A 15,490-nucleotide genomic window follows, 5' to 3' on the forward strand; every position below is an offset into this window, starting at 1 on the left:
GCCGTATCCCGCTTCGATGATGGCGGCGCGCACCCGCTCGTCGTCGACGGTGTTGCCGCGCACGGTGACCTCGTCGCGCGGGAGATGGGGCTGTTATTGCTTTCGGTGGGGAATTCGCGCGTATGCACGCCGGTGTTCACGTCAAGCACCGGCCGTTTCAGCCCGTTTCCCACGCCGGTCGGCCAGGCGGCCGAGCGCGAGGTCGACGACCAGGAAGGCGGCCAGGGGAATGCCGAGGAGCGGCAGGTAGTAGCCGAGGACCGCGACGACGACGGTCAACACCGCGAGGACGTACGACGGCACCTGCCGCCAGGCGCCGCGCGGGATGGGGCGGCCGAAGGCGCCGGCCCGACCGCGCTGCCACCACATCCGGTAGCCCCACACGATCAGGAAGATCAGGGCGAGCGCGAGGGCGGCCAGGGCGAGCTGGTTGGGCAGCCCGAACAGGCTCCCCATATGGGCGTCGATGCCCCAGCGGGAGAGCTTGGCCAGCAGCGGGTAGTCGGCGAACCGCACCACGTCGGTGACCTCGCCGGTGGCCGGGTCGACGGCGGCGGCGTCCTGCTTCTCGGGCCAACTGCGCTGGATCTGGCTGACGGTGTACGACGTGCCGGGCCCGGTGGGCGGGACGATCTCCACCGGGTTGCCCAGTCCCTCGGCGCGCGCGGCCTTCAGCACGGCGTCGACGCCGGCATCAGCGGATTCGCCGTCCTTTCCGCTTGACCCGCCCATGTCCATGCCCTCCATGCCCTCCATGGAGCCGTGTCCGGCGTGTTCGCCGCCGACGGCGGAGCTGACGGCCGGAGTGGCCTGGCCGAGGGAGGCACGGAGGTCGGTGACGTTCGCGCCCGCGTACGTGGACCACGTCAGACCGGTCGCGGACAGGAAGAACAGCCCCAGCGCCGCCCAGACCCCGACCGAGCCGTGAAAGGACATCGTGCGCCCGCGGCCGGTGGCGGACCGGTCCGGCAACGCCGTCGCACGGAGCTTCCGCTTCGCCGAACCCTTGCGGCGGCGAGCGATCCACAGCACCAGACCGCCGCCGGTGATCACCCACAGCCAACTGGCGGCGAGCTCGCTGTAGAGGCGGCCGGTCTCGCCGAGATGCAGATTGCGGTGCAGGTCGTCGATCCAGGTGCGCAGCGGCAGCGCGCCGCTGGTGCCGTACTGCTCCAGCGCCCCGCGTACCTTCCCGGTGTACGGGTCGACGAAGACCGCCAGCTTGTGCTCGGGGTCGACACCCTTGACGCCGGAGAGCAGCACGCGCGTCGTGGCGCCCGCCTCCGGTGAGGGGCGGATCGCGCCGATCTCCCCCTCGGGGTGGGCCTTGCGGGCGGCGGCGATCTGCTGGGAGAGCGGCAGTTCGCTCTTGCCGACCGGAACCCGCAGCTCGTGGTCGTAGACGATCTTCTCGGCCTGGACGGAGCCCGCGTAGAGGAGTCCGGTCACGGCGGCGACGAGCAGGAACGGTGCGACGAGGACTCCCGCGTAGAAGTGCAGTCGCAGCACCAACGGGCGCAGGGCCGACCAGCCACGAGGGCCCGCGACCGACTCCGATGTCCGGGGCGCGGCGCCGGGCTGCGGCGCATCAGGCGGCTGCGGTCCGTCCTCGGGGCCGGCGGCGACGGGTTCGGCGGACATGGGGAACTCCTGGCTCGGGGACGATGCCGGTCGGCCGGAGCCGCACCGGTCCAGTAGTCGGGCCCCGGAGGAAGAAGTTCCAGAGATGTGGCGTGACGTGCGCCACGTGGCTCCCCGCCGGTCCGCCCGGCGCATACGGGACCGTGCGCGGCCGTTGTCGATCGGTCCGCCGCGCGATCGTCGTGCGCCGCCGCACCGACCCGGCCGTCCGTTGCTCCCGCCTCGCTGAGACGATGAGCGGCATCATGGACGCGGGGCGGATGCTCAGGACGGTGCGCGGATCCGATGGCTGACGACCCGCCCCAGGATCTCCGGAACCGACGACTGGCAGGCGGCCGCGGAACGGAACCAGCCGGGCGATGTGCCGGGCTTCGAGGAGGGCGTCGCCATCGGCGAACTCCTCGCGGCCCTGCCCGCGCCCCGGCGGGAGGCGTTCGTGCTCACCCAATTGCTGGGGCTGACCTACCCGGAGGCGGCCACCGTGGCGCAATGCCCCGTCGGCACGATCCGCTCCCGCGTGGCCAGGGCCCGGGAAACCCTGATCGCCCAACTCACCTCCGATGAGGAACAACCAGCCGACCCGGAACCGGCGGAGGCGGCCCGGAACGGCGCCCTCCGTTCACCCGCCATGGTCGTAGCGGTGGCCTGACATCCCGTCCGGCAACGGACTCCCCGGGTGCGGTGGAGGCGCGACCGCTCGCCCTCCGCCGCACTCGGCCCCTCGGCTCGGCCGGGTGGACAGGTGCGCCCCCGCCGCCGCCCCGTCGGACCTTCCGCTCTCCGCCGGGCCGGGGCAGTAACCTCTCACAGCTCAGATGTCGGCTGACAGGCCCGGACAGTTCCCGGCCGGGCCGGTTTTTCTCCTTGTGTGACAGAGCCTCCGTTCGGTGAGCGGCCGGCACCCCAGGCCCGTAAAGGTGAACGAACCCCGGCCGTTTCCGCCAAGCCTGCACAGGGGAGTGCCGAAGATGCCGCTGACCGATACCGCCTCGCCGCCGCGACCGGCGCCCGACGGAGCGGAGCCGCGCGTCCCCCGGGCGCGGCGCGCGCTGCCGCCTCCCGCCCTGACCGGGTTTCTCGTCCTCCTGGCGGTGTTGATGGCCGCCTCCTACGCGGTGGGGCGGGCGGCCGGTCCGGTGGCGCCCGGCATCCATCGGAGTGTGCCGCAGGACGGCGGGGCCGGAGGCATGGATACGCACGGCATGGGGGCGCGGGGCCCCAGCGCCTGGGAGGGGGCGCGATGAGCGAGCGACCGGACACCGCTTCCGATCCGACAACCTCGTCCGGCGTGTCCGCCCGCACCACCGACCTGCTGATCGGCGGGATGACGTGTGCGGCCTGCGTGGCCCGGGTGGAGAAGAAACTGGCCCGCGTCGAGGGTGTGAGCGCCACCGTGAACCTGGCCACCGGCACGGCACGGGTCTCCCACCCGGCCACCGTAGACGTGGACGAGCTGATCGCCACCGTCGAACGGGCCGGTTACACCGCCGAGCTCACCGCGCCTCCCGCCGCCACCGGAGAAGACGACAGCCGATCGCCCCGGGACGGGGCTGACGACGGGCCCGGCCGGGACGAGGCCGTCGACATCGAACGGCTCGTCGTCACGGCGGTGCTGGCGCTGCCCGTGATCGTCATCTCGATGGTCCCCGCGTGGCAGTTCGACCGATGGCAGTTTGCCTGCTTCTCCCTCGCCACGCCGGTCGCGACCTGGGGTGCGTGGCCCTTCCACCGGCGGGCGTTGCGCGGTCTGCGCCATGCCACGGCCACCATGGACACCCTGGTATCCCTCGGCGTCCTCGCGTCGTACGCCTGGTCGGCGTACGCCCTGCTCTGGGGCGGCGCGGGCGTCACGGGGATGCGCATGCCGTTCAGCCTGCTGCCCTCGGCCGACGACGGACTTCCCCATATCTATCTGGAGGCGGCCGTCGCCGTGCCGCTGTTCGTCCTCATCGGGCGGCATCTGGAGTCGCGTGCCCGGCACCGGAGCGGATCTGCGCTGCGGGCGCTGGCTGAACTCGGCGCGAATGACGTGGAGTTGAGGGAGCGGGACGGCAGCCGCCGGGTTTCGGTGGCCGAACTCACCACGGGACAGGAGTTCATGGTGCGCCCCGGTGAGAAGGTCGCCACGGACGGGGTGGTGGTCGAGGGCGGATCGGCGCTGGATCTCTCCCTGGTCACCGGCGAGAGCGTGCCGGTGGAGGTGACACCCGGCACCGCCGTCGTCGGCGGCGCCGTCAACTCCGGCGGACTGCTCGTCGTGCGCGCCACAGCGGTCGGCGCCGATACTCAACTGGCCCGCATCACCCGTCTGGTGACCGAGGCGCAGGCGGGCAAGGCCAGGATCCAGCGGCTGGCCGACGCGGTGGCGGGGGTGTTCGTGCCGGTGATCGTGGCGATCGCCGGCACGGTGCTGAGCTTCTGGCTGGGCGCGGGCGCGGCGGGTGAGACGGCCGTCACCGTGGCCGTGGCGGTGCTCGTGGTGGCCTGCCCGTGTGCGCTGGGGCTGGCCACCCCCACCGCGTTCCTGGTGGCCAGCGGGCGCGGGGCGCAACTCGGCGTCCTCGTCCGCGGCCCGGAGGCGCTGGAGCGGCTGCGCCGCGTGGACACCGTGGTCTTCGACAAGACCGGCACCCTCACGACCGGCTGTATGTCCGTGGCCGACGTGGCGGTGGCGGAGGGCGGGCCGGGGCCAAGGGAAGTGCTCCGGCTGGCCGCGGCCGTGGAGCAGGGCTCGGAGCACCCCATCGGCCGGGCGGTGGTCGCGGCTGCCCGCCGCGAGGAGGACGGCGTCGCGCGGCTACCGGAGGTGACGGGCTTCCGGGCCGTTGCCGGTGAGGGCGTGTCCGGGCGTGTGGACGGCCGTGAGGTGCGGGTACGCCGCCCCCGGCCGTCGGAGCCTTTGCCGGAGCCGTTGCGCCGGGCGCGCGAGGCCGCCGGACGCGCCGCGCACACCGCCGTGATCGTGGAGATCGACGACCGCCCCACGGGGCTGCTCGCCGTCGGGGACAGCCTGCGGCCCACCAGTCGCGAGGCGGTGCGCGAAGTACGCGCGCTGGGCATCGAGCCGGTGCTGGTGACCGGTGACGGCGCCGCCCCCGCCCATGCGATGGCGGAACGGGCGGGCATCGACAAGGTCCACGCCGGAGTGACCCCGGAGGAGAAGGAAGGGATCGTCACCGCGCTGCGCGAGCGGGGCCGGTGCGTCGCGGTGATCGGCGACGGGGTCAACGACGCCGCCGCGCTGGCCTCCGCCGATCTGGGGATGGCGATGAGCGGTGGCACCGACGCCGCGATCGGCGCGGCCGACATCACCCTCGTACGCAACGACATGCTGGCCGTCGTCGACGCCATCCGGCTCACCCGGCGCACGCTGCGCACCATCCGCGCCAATCTCGTCTGGGCCTTCGGCTACAACGTGGTCACCGTTCCGCTGGCCGCGACCGGCTGGCTCAACCCCATGGTCGCGGCCGCGGCCATGTCCGCGAGCTCCGTCCTCGTCGTCACCAACAGCCTGCGGCTGCGGTACCACACCCCCGGCGGATGGCAGACCGGCACCCAGCCCGCTCCCCTCTCCTCATACGGCCCCGCGGCCACCGAGCACGGCTATCCGGGAAGGACGTCCGATGTCCTCAGCGACCGATGACCGCACCACGCCGCGACGCCGTCTGAGGGAGACGGTGGCCCGGGGAGTACGGGCTGCGCTGGTGCCGGTGAGTGGCTGCGCACTGGCGTTGGCCCTGCTCACGGGCTACACGGCGACCGGGGCGGCGGGAGAGCCCACACCGAGGATCCAGGTCAGTGGCGGCCGTATCGTCCAGTCCACCGGGCAGACGGCCGCCGCCTACTTCGAGATTCGCAACGTCGGGGACACGGACGACACCCTGATCTTCGCCGACTCCCCGGAGCTGGGAGTATCCATGCTGCGCGAGCCCGACCGGAAACGGCCGGGTACCATCCGGCGGCCGAAAGCAGTGACCGTACGCGCGCACAGCACGCTGCGGATGTCCCGGGAAGGCATCCACGTCGCGATCCTCGACCCCCCGACGCTGCGGCCGGGACAGAGGGTGTCCTTCAACCTGTGGTTCTCCGTACGCGGCCGGGTCGGGGCCGAGGCGATGCGATCGCATCTCACCGATCGTTGAGAGCGCGGCCTCCCGCCATCGACGAGGGCCGCTCTGGCACTCCAGTCGCAGATCGCTACGGATGCCGTCGCGGGCCGGCCGCGTCCCATCGCCACGACGGTGCTCAGCGGCCTGAGTGTGGACACGGTGAGAGCAGCCCACGAACTCCGTTGTGCCCAGTTGCCCGCGCCAACGCAAGGTGAGACCAGGGCTGCGGCGGCACCCCACTGCTCCGGGACCGGGCAGAATCCGAGCGGCGTACGTACGAGACTGAGGAAATGGCCGCTCCGGCGGCAGGAGTGTGGCCATCCCGTTGAGACAGGCAGGAGACCGACGGGTCACAGCACCGGGGACATAGCGCGGGCTGTGAAAAAATGCCGATGCCCGGAAGGCCGATTGGCCGCGCCGGGAACAGCCGGTCCAGTCGGCGCGGTTGCATCGACCGAGGGCCCGGCGCCGCACGGGCGGGGAGCACGGGGACCACACGGTCGTCCGCCCCACCAGGATCGGGGCCCCGGGATCGCGGTATGCCCGCCGCGCACTCGTACCAAGACGTATTTCTGCAGGAGGACTGTTTCATGACCGACCGGCCCTTGACGCTTATGGCAGTGCACGCCCATCCCGACGACGAGGCCACCGGGACCGGAGGGGTCCTCGCGCGGTACGCGGCGGAAGGCATCCGCACGGTTCTCGTGACGTGTACCGACGGCGGTTGTGGTGACGGATCGGGGGGTGCCAAACCGGGTGATCCCGGGCATGATCCGGCGGCGGTCGCCTTGATGCGCCGTCAAGAACTCCAGGCGAGCTGTGACGTCCTGAAGGTCAGCGATCTGGAGACGCTGGACTATGCCGACTCCGGGATGACGGGCTGGCCGAGCAACGACGCCCCGGGATCCTTCTGGCAGACCCCGGTGCAGGAAGGCGCGGCCCGACTCGCGGAACTCATGCGGCACTACCGACCTGATGTGGTCGTCACCTACGACGAGAACGGCTTCTACGGCCACCCCGACCACATCCAGGCCCACCGCATCACGATGGCGGCGCTGGAGATGACCGCGCTGACCCCGAAGGTGTACTGGACCACGATGCCCCGCTCGATAATGCAGCGGTTCGGCGAGATCATGCGCGAGTTTCATGAGGACATGCCGGAGCCGGACCCTGCCGAGGCCGCCGCGATGGCCGAGATCGGCCTCCCCGACGATGAGATCACCACGTGGGTGGACACCACCGCGTTCAGCGGTCAGAAGTTCGACGCACTGGCCGCGCACGCCAGTCAGGGCGAGAACATCTTCTTCCTCAAGATGGGCAAGGAGAGATTCGGCGAGTTGATGGGCATGGAGACCTTCGTACGTGTCCAGGACGCCACCGGCGCGGCCGTACCCGAGAACGATCTCTTCGCCGGACTGCGCTGATCCGCCCGTCCGGCCGGGGCCCGCACCGCCGACCCGACACCGCGCTCGACCCCGAACCACCTGGCGACCCCACAGGTGGGAAACCTGCGGGCTGCTGACTCGGAAGGTGCGCGACAGCCCAGATCGCAAGCCCGGCGGTCTGCTCCCATCAGGACAGACCGCCGAGGAGGTCACACCCGCCCCCCCGTCCGCTACGCCCCTTGTGGATACCCCACAATCCCGCCTCCCGCCCGAGCGGGAGAAAAATGAGACACCCGCGCCGCTTTCCCCGGACACTCATCCGTCGTCGCGCACATCGTGCAACTATGGCCGGGCGAAACCCGGCTGATCGAGGGGGAAGATCCCCGCTCCCCTCGGCGTTGCTGCCTCGCATAAGCTTTCGATGCGCGTGACAGGAGTGGAACACCGTATGCCCAGCCCTTCCACCGCCCAGCCCACGGCCCAGATCGGCGTCACCGGGCTCGCCGTCATGGGCAGCAACCTCGCCCGTAACTTCGCCCGGCACGGGCACACCGTCGCTCTCCACAACCGCACGTTCGCCAAGACCAAGGCGCTGATGGAGGAGCACGGCCACGAGGGGAACTTCGTGCCGGCCGAGAGCGCCGAGGAGTTCGTCGCCTCGTTGCAGCGGCCCCGGCGGCTGATCATCATGGTCAAGGCGGGTGCGCCCACCGACGCCGTCATCGAGGAGTTCGCACCTCTCCTCGAAGAGGGCGACGTGATCATCGACGGGGGCAACGCCCACTTCGAGGACACCCGCCGCCGGGAGAAGTCCCTGCGCGAGCGCGGGCTGCACTTCGTGGGCACCGGCATCTCCGGCGGTGAGGAGGGCGCGCTCAACGGGCCCAGCATCATGCCCGGCGGATCGGTGGAATCCTACAAGTCGCTCGGCCCGCTGCTGGAGTCCATCTCCGCCAAGGTGGACGGCACACCGTGCTGCACCCACATCGGCCCGGACGGCGCCGGCCACTTCGTGAAGATGGTGCACAACGGCATCGAGTACGCGGACATGCAGCTCATCGCCGAGTCGTACGACCTGCTGCGGCGGGCGCTCGGCATGTCGCCGGGTGAGATCGCGGAGGTGTTCCGCACCTGGAACGGCGGCCGGCTGGAGTCGTATCTGATCGAGATCACCGCCGAGGTGCTGGGGCACACCGACGCCGCCACCGGCAAGCCGTTCGTGGACGTGGTGCAGGACCAGGCCGAGCAGAAGGGCACCGGCCGCTGGACCGTGCAGACCGCGCTGGACCTGGGCGTGCCGGTGAGCGGGATCGCCGAGGCGGTGTTCGCCCGTTCGCTGTCCGGCCACGCGGATCTGCGGGACGCCTCGCAGGGGCTGCCGGGGCCGTCCGGCAAGGGGCTCTCGGGGGCCGCCGCGGAGCGGTTCGCCGACGATGTCGAGCAGGCGCTGTACGCCTCGAAGATCGTCGCGTACGCGCAGGGCATCCACCAGATCGAGGCGGGCAGCCAGGAGTACGGCTGGGACATCGACCCCGGGGCGGTCGCGCGGATCTGGCGCGGTGGCTGCATCATCCGGGCGCGCTTCCTGAACCGGATCACCGAGGCGTACGCCAAGGAGCGCAAGCCCGTCACGCTGCTGACCGACGACCACTTCGCCGAGGCGCTGGGCGCGGCGCAGGACGCCTGGCGTCGCGTGGTGGCCACCTCGGTGGAGCTGGGCGTGCCGGCACCGGGCTTCTCGGCGGCGCTGGCGTACTACGACGCGCTGCGCTCGGAGCGGCTGCCCGCCGCGCTGGTCCAGGGGCAGCGGGACTTCTTCGGCGCGCACACCTACCGGCGGGTGGACCGCGAGGGTTCGTTCCACACGCTGTGGGGCGGCGACCGCGACGAGCGTACGGCCTGAGGGCCGCGACGGCCGTGCCCCCGCCCGGGTTCCGGCGGGGGCACGGCCGTCGTCGCGTTCGCTCGTCCGCGCGGCCGCGTCGTCAGGGTGTGTAACGGCGGAAGGCGGGCACCGCGACGGCGAGCCCGAGTGCGCTGACGGCCACCAGCAGCCCGCCCGCGGCGACCGCCGCGCGGGCTCCGAAGAGGGAGCCCGCGGTGCCGTGCAGCAGATCGGCGATGCGCGGGCCGCCCGCCACCACCACGGTGAACACGCCCTGCATCCGGCCGCGCATGTCGTCGGTGGCGGCCGCCTGGAGGATCGTCCCGCGGAAGACCATCGAGACCATGTCGGCCACGCCCGCGAGGGCGAGGAAGGCCACCGCCCACCACAGGTTGAGGCTGAGCCCGAATCCGGTGATGGCCACGCCCCAGGCCACCACGGCGGCGATGACCATCAGGCCGTGGCGGCGGGCGCGGGAGAAGGTGCCGGACAGCAGACCGCCGGCCACCGCGCCGAGCGGGATCGCCGCGAAGAGCAGGCCGAGCGCGAAGCCCTCGCCCCAGGGCGCGTAGGTGTGCGAGGCGAGTTGGGGGAAGAGCGCGCGGGGCATGCCGAAGACCATGGCGATGATGTCCGCGAGGAAGGACATCAGCAGGACGCGGTGGGTGGCGATGTACCGGAAGCCGTCGGCCACATCGCGCCATCCGCCCCGCCGCGCGCCGCCCGTGGCGCCCTCGGTGAGGGGCGGCAGGGCGGGCAGCCGCCAGACGGCCCACAGGGTGACGCACAGCGCCACGGCGTCGATGAGGTAGAGCGCGGGCAGACCGAGGACGGGGATCAGGGCACCCGCGAGCAGCGGGCCGAGGATCATGCCGGTCTGGGCGACGGTGGACTGAAGGGCGCTCGCGGCGGGCAGTTCGTCGGCGGGGACGAGACGGGCCACCGAGGCGTTGCGGGCCGGGGAGTTCATGCCGAAGAAGCCCTGCTGGGCGGCGAGCAGCACGATGAGCACCGCCACCGAGTCCAGACCGGCGAAGGACTGGGCCCAGAACAGCACCGAGGTGACGGCGATGCCGACGTTGGTGACGAGCATCAGGGTGCGCCGGTCCATCCGGTCGGCGACCACCCCGCCCCACAGCGCGAAGACCACCAGCGGGATGAGCCCGGCGAAGCTTGCGTAGCCGACCCACGCCGATGAGCCGGTGATGTCGTAGATCTGCTTGGGCACGGCGACGGCGGTCAGCTGGCTGCCGATGGCGGTGACGGTGGTGGAGCTCCACAGCCGGCGGAAGGGACGGTGGCGCAGCGGCCGGGTGTCCATGACCCAGCGGCGCCAGCCGGGTCTCGGCGGCGGGGCGGGAGCGCCGGCCCCGGCGCCGGGGGCGGCGTCATCGTGGGCGGCGGTGGGTTCTATGTCGTCGTCGCTGCTTCGAGCGGTCTCCACGGCTGGTTCGATTCCTCCTACATCCATTCGGGCCGGGAACCATTGTGACGATCCCCGGCCCGGGCCGTGGCCCCGTCTCAGCCGCCGGCCGCGGGCCGCATCGGCTCCTGACCGTGGATGCTGCCGCTGAGGGAGGTCAGCCGGGTGCCGCTGCCGCCCCAGCGGTCGGCGATGATCTCGGCCGCGATGCTGACGGCGGTCTCCTCCGGGGTACGGGCGCCGAGGTCCAGGCCGATCGGTGAGGCGAGTCCGGCCAGTGCGTCCTCGCCGAGACCGGTGGCGCGCAGCCGGCGGAGCCGGTCGTCGTGGGTGCGGCGGGAGCCCATGGCGCCGACGTAGGCCAGCGGCAGGCGCAGGGCGACCTCCAGCAGCGGCACATCGAACTTGGGGTCGTGGGTGAGCACACAGACCACCGTGCGTTCGTCGATCCGGCCCGCCTCCGCCTCGGTGCGCAGATAGCGGTGCGGCCAGTCGGTCACCACCTCGTGCGCCTCGGGGAAGCGCCGCGGGGTGGCGAAGACCGGCCGGGCGTCGCACACGGTGACGTGGTAGCCGAGGTACGCCCCGATCCGGGCCATGGCCGCCGCGAAGTCCACGGCGCCGAAGACCAGCATCCGCGGCGGAGTGGCGTGGACCGAGACGAACAGGGTGAGTTCCTCGTCCATGCGGACGCCGTCGTAGCCGTAAGCCAGGGTCTCGGTGCGCCCGCCGGCCAGCAGTCCGCGCGCGTCCTCGGCGACGGCCGCGTCCAGCCGGCCGGAGCCGAGGGATCCGGAGGTGCCCTCGGGCCGTACGACCAGCCGGCGGCCCAGCCGTCCCTCCGGGTCGGGCCCGTCGACGGCCACGCAGATCACCTCGGCCACCGGCTCCCCGGCGGCGACCGCCTCGGCCACCTCGCCCAGTTCGGGGAAGCCCGTTGGTTCGATCCGCTCCACATAGACATCGATGATCCCGCCGCAGGTCAGCCCGACCGCGAAGGCGTCGTCGTCGCTGACGCCATAGCGCTCCAGCACGGGCCTGCCGCTGTCGGTCACCTCCTGGGCCAGTTCATAGACGGCGCCCTCGACACAGCCGCCGGAGACGCTGCCGATCGCCGCGCCATCGGGGCCGACCAGCATGGACGTCCCGGGCGGCAGCGGCGAGGAATGCCAGGTCGCCACCACCGTGGCACGGGCGAACGGCTCGCCCTCGCCCCACCATCGGTGCATCTGCGCTACGACGTCCCGCATGGAATTCATATCTCCTCGCCACGGATGTAAGAGGTTGATACATTCAATGTATGAGCCTCTCACATCACTCACCGAGTAGCGACATCACCTTGCGGATCAACGGCACGTCCCACTCCCTGACCATCGACAACCGGACGACCCTGCTCGATGTGCTGCGCGAGCGACTGGGGCTCACGGGCACCAAGAAGGGCTGTGACCACGGTCAGTGCGGGGCCTGCACGGTGCTGGTGGACGGTGAGCGGGTGAACAGCTGCCTGATGTTCGCCGTGACCGCCGAGGAACGCGAGATCGTCTCCATCGAGGGCGTGGCGGCGCTGTCGGACGGCGGGGAGCTGCACCCGGTGCAGCGCGCCTTCCTCGACCACGACGGGCTCCAGTGCGGCTATTGCACCCCGGGCCAGATCTGCTCCGCCATCGGGGCGCTGGGCGAGGCCGGGCGCGGCTGGCCCAGCCATGTCACCGAGGACACCGCCACCGGGGTGGCCGATGTGTCGGCGCTGGACGCGCGGGAGGTGCGCGAGCGCATGAGCGGCAACCTGTGCCGCTGCGGCGCGTACAACGGGATCGTCGAGGCCGTGCTGGAGGCCGCGGGCGCCCAAGGTGCCCAGGACACGGCCACCGTCGGAGGCGCCCGATGAAGGAGTTCGCCTACGCCCGCGCGGGCGACGCCGCCGAAGCGGCCACGCTGATCGCCCAGCGCCCCGATGCCACCTATCTCGGCGGTGGCACCAATCTGGTGGACCTGATGAAGCTCGGCGTCACCGACCCGGGTTTGCTCATCGACGTCTCCCGGCTGCCGTACGACCGGATCGAGCACCGCGAGGACGGCTCCGTGCTCATCGGCGCCACCGTACGCAACGGCGCGCTGGCGGGCGATCCGGGCATCCGCGAGCGCTTCCCGCTGCTGTCCCGGGCGCTGCTGGCGGGGGCCTCCGGGCAGCTGCGCACGGTCGCCACGGTGGGCGGCAATCTGCTGCAGCGCACCCGCTGCGGGTACTTCCAGGACGTGACCAAGCCGTGCAACAAGCGCGAGCCGGGCACCGGGTGTCCGGCGATCCAGGGCGCGCACCGCGATCTGGCCGTGCTGGGCACCTCCGACCACTGCGTGGCCTCCCACCCCTCCGACATGGCGGTGGCGCTGGTGGCGCTCGACGCGGTGGCACATGTGCGGTCGGTGGACGGCGGCTCGCGCACCGTTCCGGTGGCGGAGCTGTATCTGCTGCCCGGCGACACACCGCACCGGGAGACCGTCCTGGACCACGGCGATCTCATCACCGCCGTGGAGCTGCCCCCGCCGCCGCGCGGTGCCCGGATGCGCTACCGCAAGGTGCGTGACCGCTGGTCGTACGCCTTCGCGCTGGTGAGCGTCGCCACCGCGGTGTCCGTGGCCGAGGACGGCTCGCTGCGGGACGTGCGGATCGCGCTCGGCGGGGTGGCGCCGCGGCCGTGGCGCGCCCGGATCGCCGAGGAGCGGCTGCGCGGCGCCCGGCCGGACGAGGAGACGCTGCGCGAGGCGGCGATGGCCGAGCTGGCCGAGGCGCGGCCGCTGCCGGACAACGCCTTCAAGGTCGATTTGGCCACTGATCTGATCGTCGCGGGCGTCCGCGACCTCGTCGCGAGGAGGGATCGCGCATGACCACCGTCGAACAAAGTGTCGGGGCCCCGGTGACCCGGGTCGACGGCCTGGACAAGGTGACCGGCGCGGCGCGCTACGCCTATGAGTTCCCCACCCGGGACGTCAGTTACGTATGGCCGGTGCAGGCCACCATCGCCCGCGGCCGGGTGACGGAGGTGGACCCGGCCCCGGCGCTGGCCCTGCCCGGTGTGCTGACGGTGCTCGACCACACCAGCGCCCCGCGGCTGAACGCGGAGGCGGAGGCGAGCGCGGACCTCTTCGTGCTCCAGTCCCCTCAGGTGGCATACCACGGCCAGATCGTGGCCGCCGTGGTGGCCACCTCGCTGGAGGCGGCGCGCGAGGGCGCGGCGGCGGTCCGGGTGGGCTATGAGCGGGAGCCGCACGATGTGGTGCTGCGCGCCGACGACGAGCGGCTGGAGATCGCCGAGACGGTGACCGACGGCAGCCCTGGCCTGGTGGAGCGCGGTGACGCCGATGGCGCCTGGGCCACCGCCCCGGTGCGGGTGGACGCCACGTACACCACTCCGGTGGAGCATCCGAGCCCGATGGAGCCGCATGCCACCATCGCGGTGTGGGACGAGGACCGGCTGACGCTGTTCAACTCCGACCAGGGTCCCTATATGAGCGCGCAGCTGATGTCCGCGCTGTTCGGGATCGAGGTGGGCGCGGTGGAGGTCGTGGCCGAGTACATCGGCGGGGGCTTCGGGTCCAAGGGCATTCCGCGCTCGCCGACGGTGTTGGCGGCGCTCGCCGCGCGGGCCGTCGGACGGCCGGTGAAGATCGCCCTGACCCGGCAGCAGATGTTCCAGCTGATCCCCTACCGGTCCCCCACGATCCAGCGGGTGCGGCTGGGCGCCGAGCGCGACGGCCGGCTGACGGTGATCCAGCACGAGTCGGTGCAGCAACGCTCGGCCCAGGTGCCGTTCGCCGACCAGACGGTGTCCTCGACGCGGATGATGTACGCGGCGCCCCACGCCCGTACGACGGTGAAGGTGGCGCCGCTCGATGTGATGACACCCGCCTGGTTCCGCGCCCCCGGCCACACCCCGGGGATGTTCGCGCTGGAGTCGGCCGTGGACGAGCTGGCCGGGGCGCTGGGCATGGACCCGGTCGAGCTGCGGATCCGCAACGAGCCGGAGACCGACCCGGAGAGCGGCAAGCCGTTCAGCAGCCGCAATCTGGTCGCCTGTCTGCGCGAGGGCGCGGCCCGCTTCGGCTGGGAGCGCCGCGATCCGGCGCCGGGGATCCGGCGCGAGGGGCGCTGGCTGCTGGGCACCGGTGTGGCCGCCTCGCACCACCCGGACTACACCTTCCCCTCCTCCGCGGTGGCGCGCGCCGAGGAGGACGGGACGTACCGGGTGCGCGTCGGCGCGGCGGACCTCGGTACGGGCGCCCGTACCGCCCTCACCCAGGTGGCGGCGGACGCGCTCGGCATTCCGCTGTCCCGGCTGCGGCTGGAGATCGGCCGTGCGTCGCTGGGCATGGCGCCGTTCGCGGGCGGTTCGCTCGGCACCGCCTCATGGGGCTGGGCGGTGGACAAGGCGTGCCGTGCGCTGGTGAAGGAGCTGGACACCTACGGGGGTGTGGTCCCGGACGGCGGTCTGGAGGTGGTGGCCGACACCGCCGAGGATCTGGAGCGGCGGGCGGATCTGTCACGGCACACCTTCGGGGCGCAGTTCGCCCAGGTGCGGGTGGACGGCGATACCGGTGAGATCCGGGTGGACCGGATGCTGGGCGTGTTCGCGGCCGGGCGGATCGTCAATCCGCACACCGCCCGCTCGCAGTTCCTCGGGGCCATGACGATGGGTCTGTCGATGGCGCTGCTGGAGATCGGCGAGGTCGATCCGGTCTTCGGAGACTTCGCCAACCATGACTTCGCGGGCTATCACATCGCCGCCCATGCCGACGTTCCGCGACTGGACGTGGTGCTGCTGGAGGAGGAGGACAACACCACCAATCCGGTGGGCGCCAAGGGCATCGGTGAACTGGGCATCGTGGGCGCGGCGGCGGCCATCGGCAACGCCTTCCACCATGCCACCGGAGAGCGGGTGCGGGATCTGCCGATCCGCATCGAGCGCTCGCGGGACGCCCTGCGGGCCGCCCGGGACGCCGAAAGGCACAGGCCAGGGGCGGGTGAGCCGGAATCACGGGTCGGGTAGGG

General features: G+C 72.1%; 12 protein-coding genes. 9 read left to right on the forward strand and 3 right to left on the reverse strand.

Features of this window, described 5'->3' with window-relative positions; translation table 11 throughout:
- Positions 1 to 141 precede the first annotated feature (141 nt).
- A complete protein-coding gene (locus ACMTAK_RS06835) occupies positions 142 to 1,641 on the reverse strand; it encodes a PepSY-associated TM helix domain-containing protein (RefSeq protein WP_413805333.1) in 1,500 nt (499 codons plus the stop codon).
- Between the two features lie 361 nt (positions 1,642 to 2,002).
- Here ACMTAK_RS06835 and ACMTAK_RS06840 point away from each other — a divergent pair, with 361 nt between their 5' ends.
- The 6 genes from ACMTAK_RS06840 (at position 2,003) to gndA (ending at position 9,038) form a co-directional block, all read left to right on the forward strand.
- Positions 2,003 to 2,290 (forward strand): sigma factor-like helix-turn-helix DNA-binding protein, encoded by a 288-nt coding sequence (locus ACMTAK_RS06840; protein ID WP_413805334.1) that lies wholly within the window; start codon positions 2,003 to 2,005, stop codon positions 2,288 to 2,290.
- 319 nt (positions 2,291 to 2,609) lie between these two features.
- Positions 2,610 to 2,885 carry a hypothetical protein gene (locus ACMTAK_RS06845; protein ID WP_413805335.1) on the forward strand — a complete coding sequence of 92 codons (276 nt, stop codon included), beginning with the start codon at positions 2,610 to 2,612 and terminating at the stop codon, positions 2,883 to 2,885.
- Entirely contained in the window at positions 2,882 to 5,284 is a 2,403-nt protein-coding gene (locus ACMTAK_RS06850; RefSeq protein ID WP_413805336.1) for a heavy metal translocating P-type ATPase, read from the forward strand. Before ACMTAK_RS06845 ends, ACMTAK_RS06850 begins: the two co-directional genes overlap by 4 nt.
- The gene (locus tag ACMTAK_RS06855; protein ID WP_413805337.1) at positions 5,265 to 5,783 is read left to right on the forward strand and encodes a copper chaperone PCu(A)C; all 519 of its coding nucleotides are present in this window, start codon (positions 5,265 to 5,267) and stop codon (positions 5,781 to 5,783) included. Before ACMTAK_RS06850 ends, ACMTAK_RS06855 begins: the two co-directional genes overlap by 20 nt.
- Positions 5,784 to 6,340: 557 nt before the next feature.
- On the forward strand, positions 6,341 to 7,174 hold the full coding sequence (locus ACMTAK_RS06860; RefSeq protein ID WP_413805338.1) for a PIG-L family deacetylase: 834 nt from the start codon (positions 6,341 to 6,343) through the stop codon (positions 7,172 to 7,174).
- Between the two features lie 409 nt (positions 7,175 to 7,583).
- Positions 7,584 to 9,038 carry an NADP-dependent phosphogluconate dehydrogenase gene (gndA, locus tag ACMTAK_RS06865; protein WP_413805339.1) on the forward strand — a complete coding sequence of 485 codons (1,455 nt, stop codon included), beginning with the start codon at positions 7,584 to 7,586 and terminating at the stop codon, positions 9,036 to 9,038.
- A gap of 82 nt (positions 9,039 to 9,120) precedes the next feature.
- Here gndA and ACMTAK_RS06870 read toward each other — a convergent pair whose 3' ends face one another.
- Positions 9,121 to 10,464: an MFS transporter gene (locus tag ACMTAK_RS06870; protein WP_413805340.1), complete on the reverse strand. Its 1,344-nt coding sequence runs from the start codon at positions 10,462 to 10,464 to the stop codon at positions 9,121 to 9,123.
- 77 nt (positions 10,465 to 10,541) lie between these two features.
- Positions 10,542 to 11,693, reverse strand: a complete 1,152-nt coding sequence (locus tag ACMTAK_RS06875) for an XdhC family protein (protein ID WP_413805341.1) — start codon at positions 11,691 to 11,693, stop codon at positions 10,542 to 10,544.
- A 50-nt stretch (positions 11,694 to 11,743) separates the two neighbouring features.
- On the opposite strand from ACMTAK_RS06875, the gene ACMTAK_RS06880 reads away from it, so the two are divergent.
- Genes ACMTAK_RS06880 through ACMTAK_RS06890 form a run of 3 tightly spaced genes read left to right on the forward strand, consistent with a single transcriptional unit; the run spans position 11,744 to position 15,488 of the window.
- Positions 11,744 to 12,331: a (2Fe-2S)-binding protein gene (locus ACMTAK_RS06880; RefSeq protein WP_413104755.1), complete on the forward strand. Its 588-nt coding sequence runs from the start codon at positions 11,744 to 11,746 to the stop codon at positions 12,329 to 12,331.
- The gene (locus tag ACMTAK_RS06885; RefSeq protein WP_413805342.1) at positions 12,328 to 13,329 is read left to right on the forward strand and encodes an FAD binding domain-containing protein; all 1,002 of its coding nucleotides are present in this window, start codon (positions 12,328 to 12,330) and stop codon (positions 13,327 to 13,329) included. Before ACMTAK_RS06880 ends, ACMTAK_RS06885 begins: the two co-directional genes overlap by 4 nt.
- Entirely contained in the window at positions 13,326 to 15,488 is a 2,163-nt protein-coding gene (locus ACMTAK_RS06890) for a xanthine dehydrogenase family protein molybdopterin-binding subunit (RefSeq protein WP_413805343.1), read from the forward strand. The genes ACMTAK_RS06885 and ACMTAK_RS06890 overlap by 4 nt, the downstream gene beginning before the upstream one ends.
- The last annotated feature ends 2 nt before the right edge of the window (positions 15,489 to 15,490 follow it).

This window comes from Streptomyces lacaronensis (assembly GCF_047337785.1).
GTDB lineage: Bacteria > Actinomycetota > Actinomycetes > Streptomycetales > Streptomycetaceae > Streptomyces > Streptomyces lycopersici.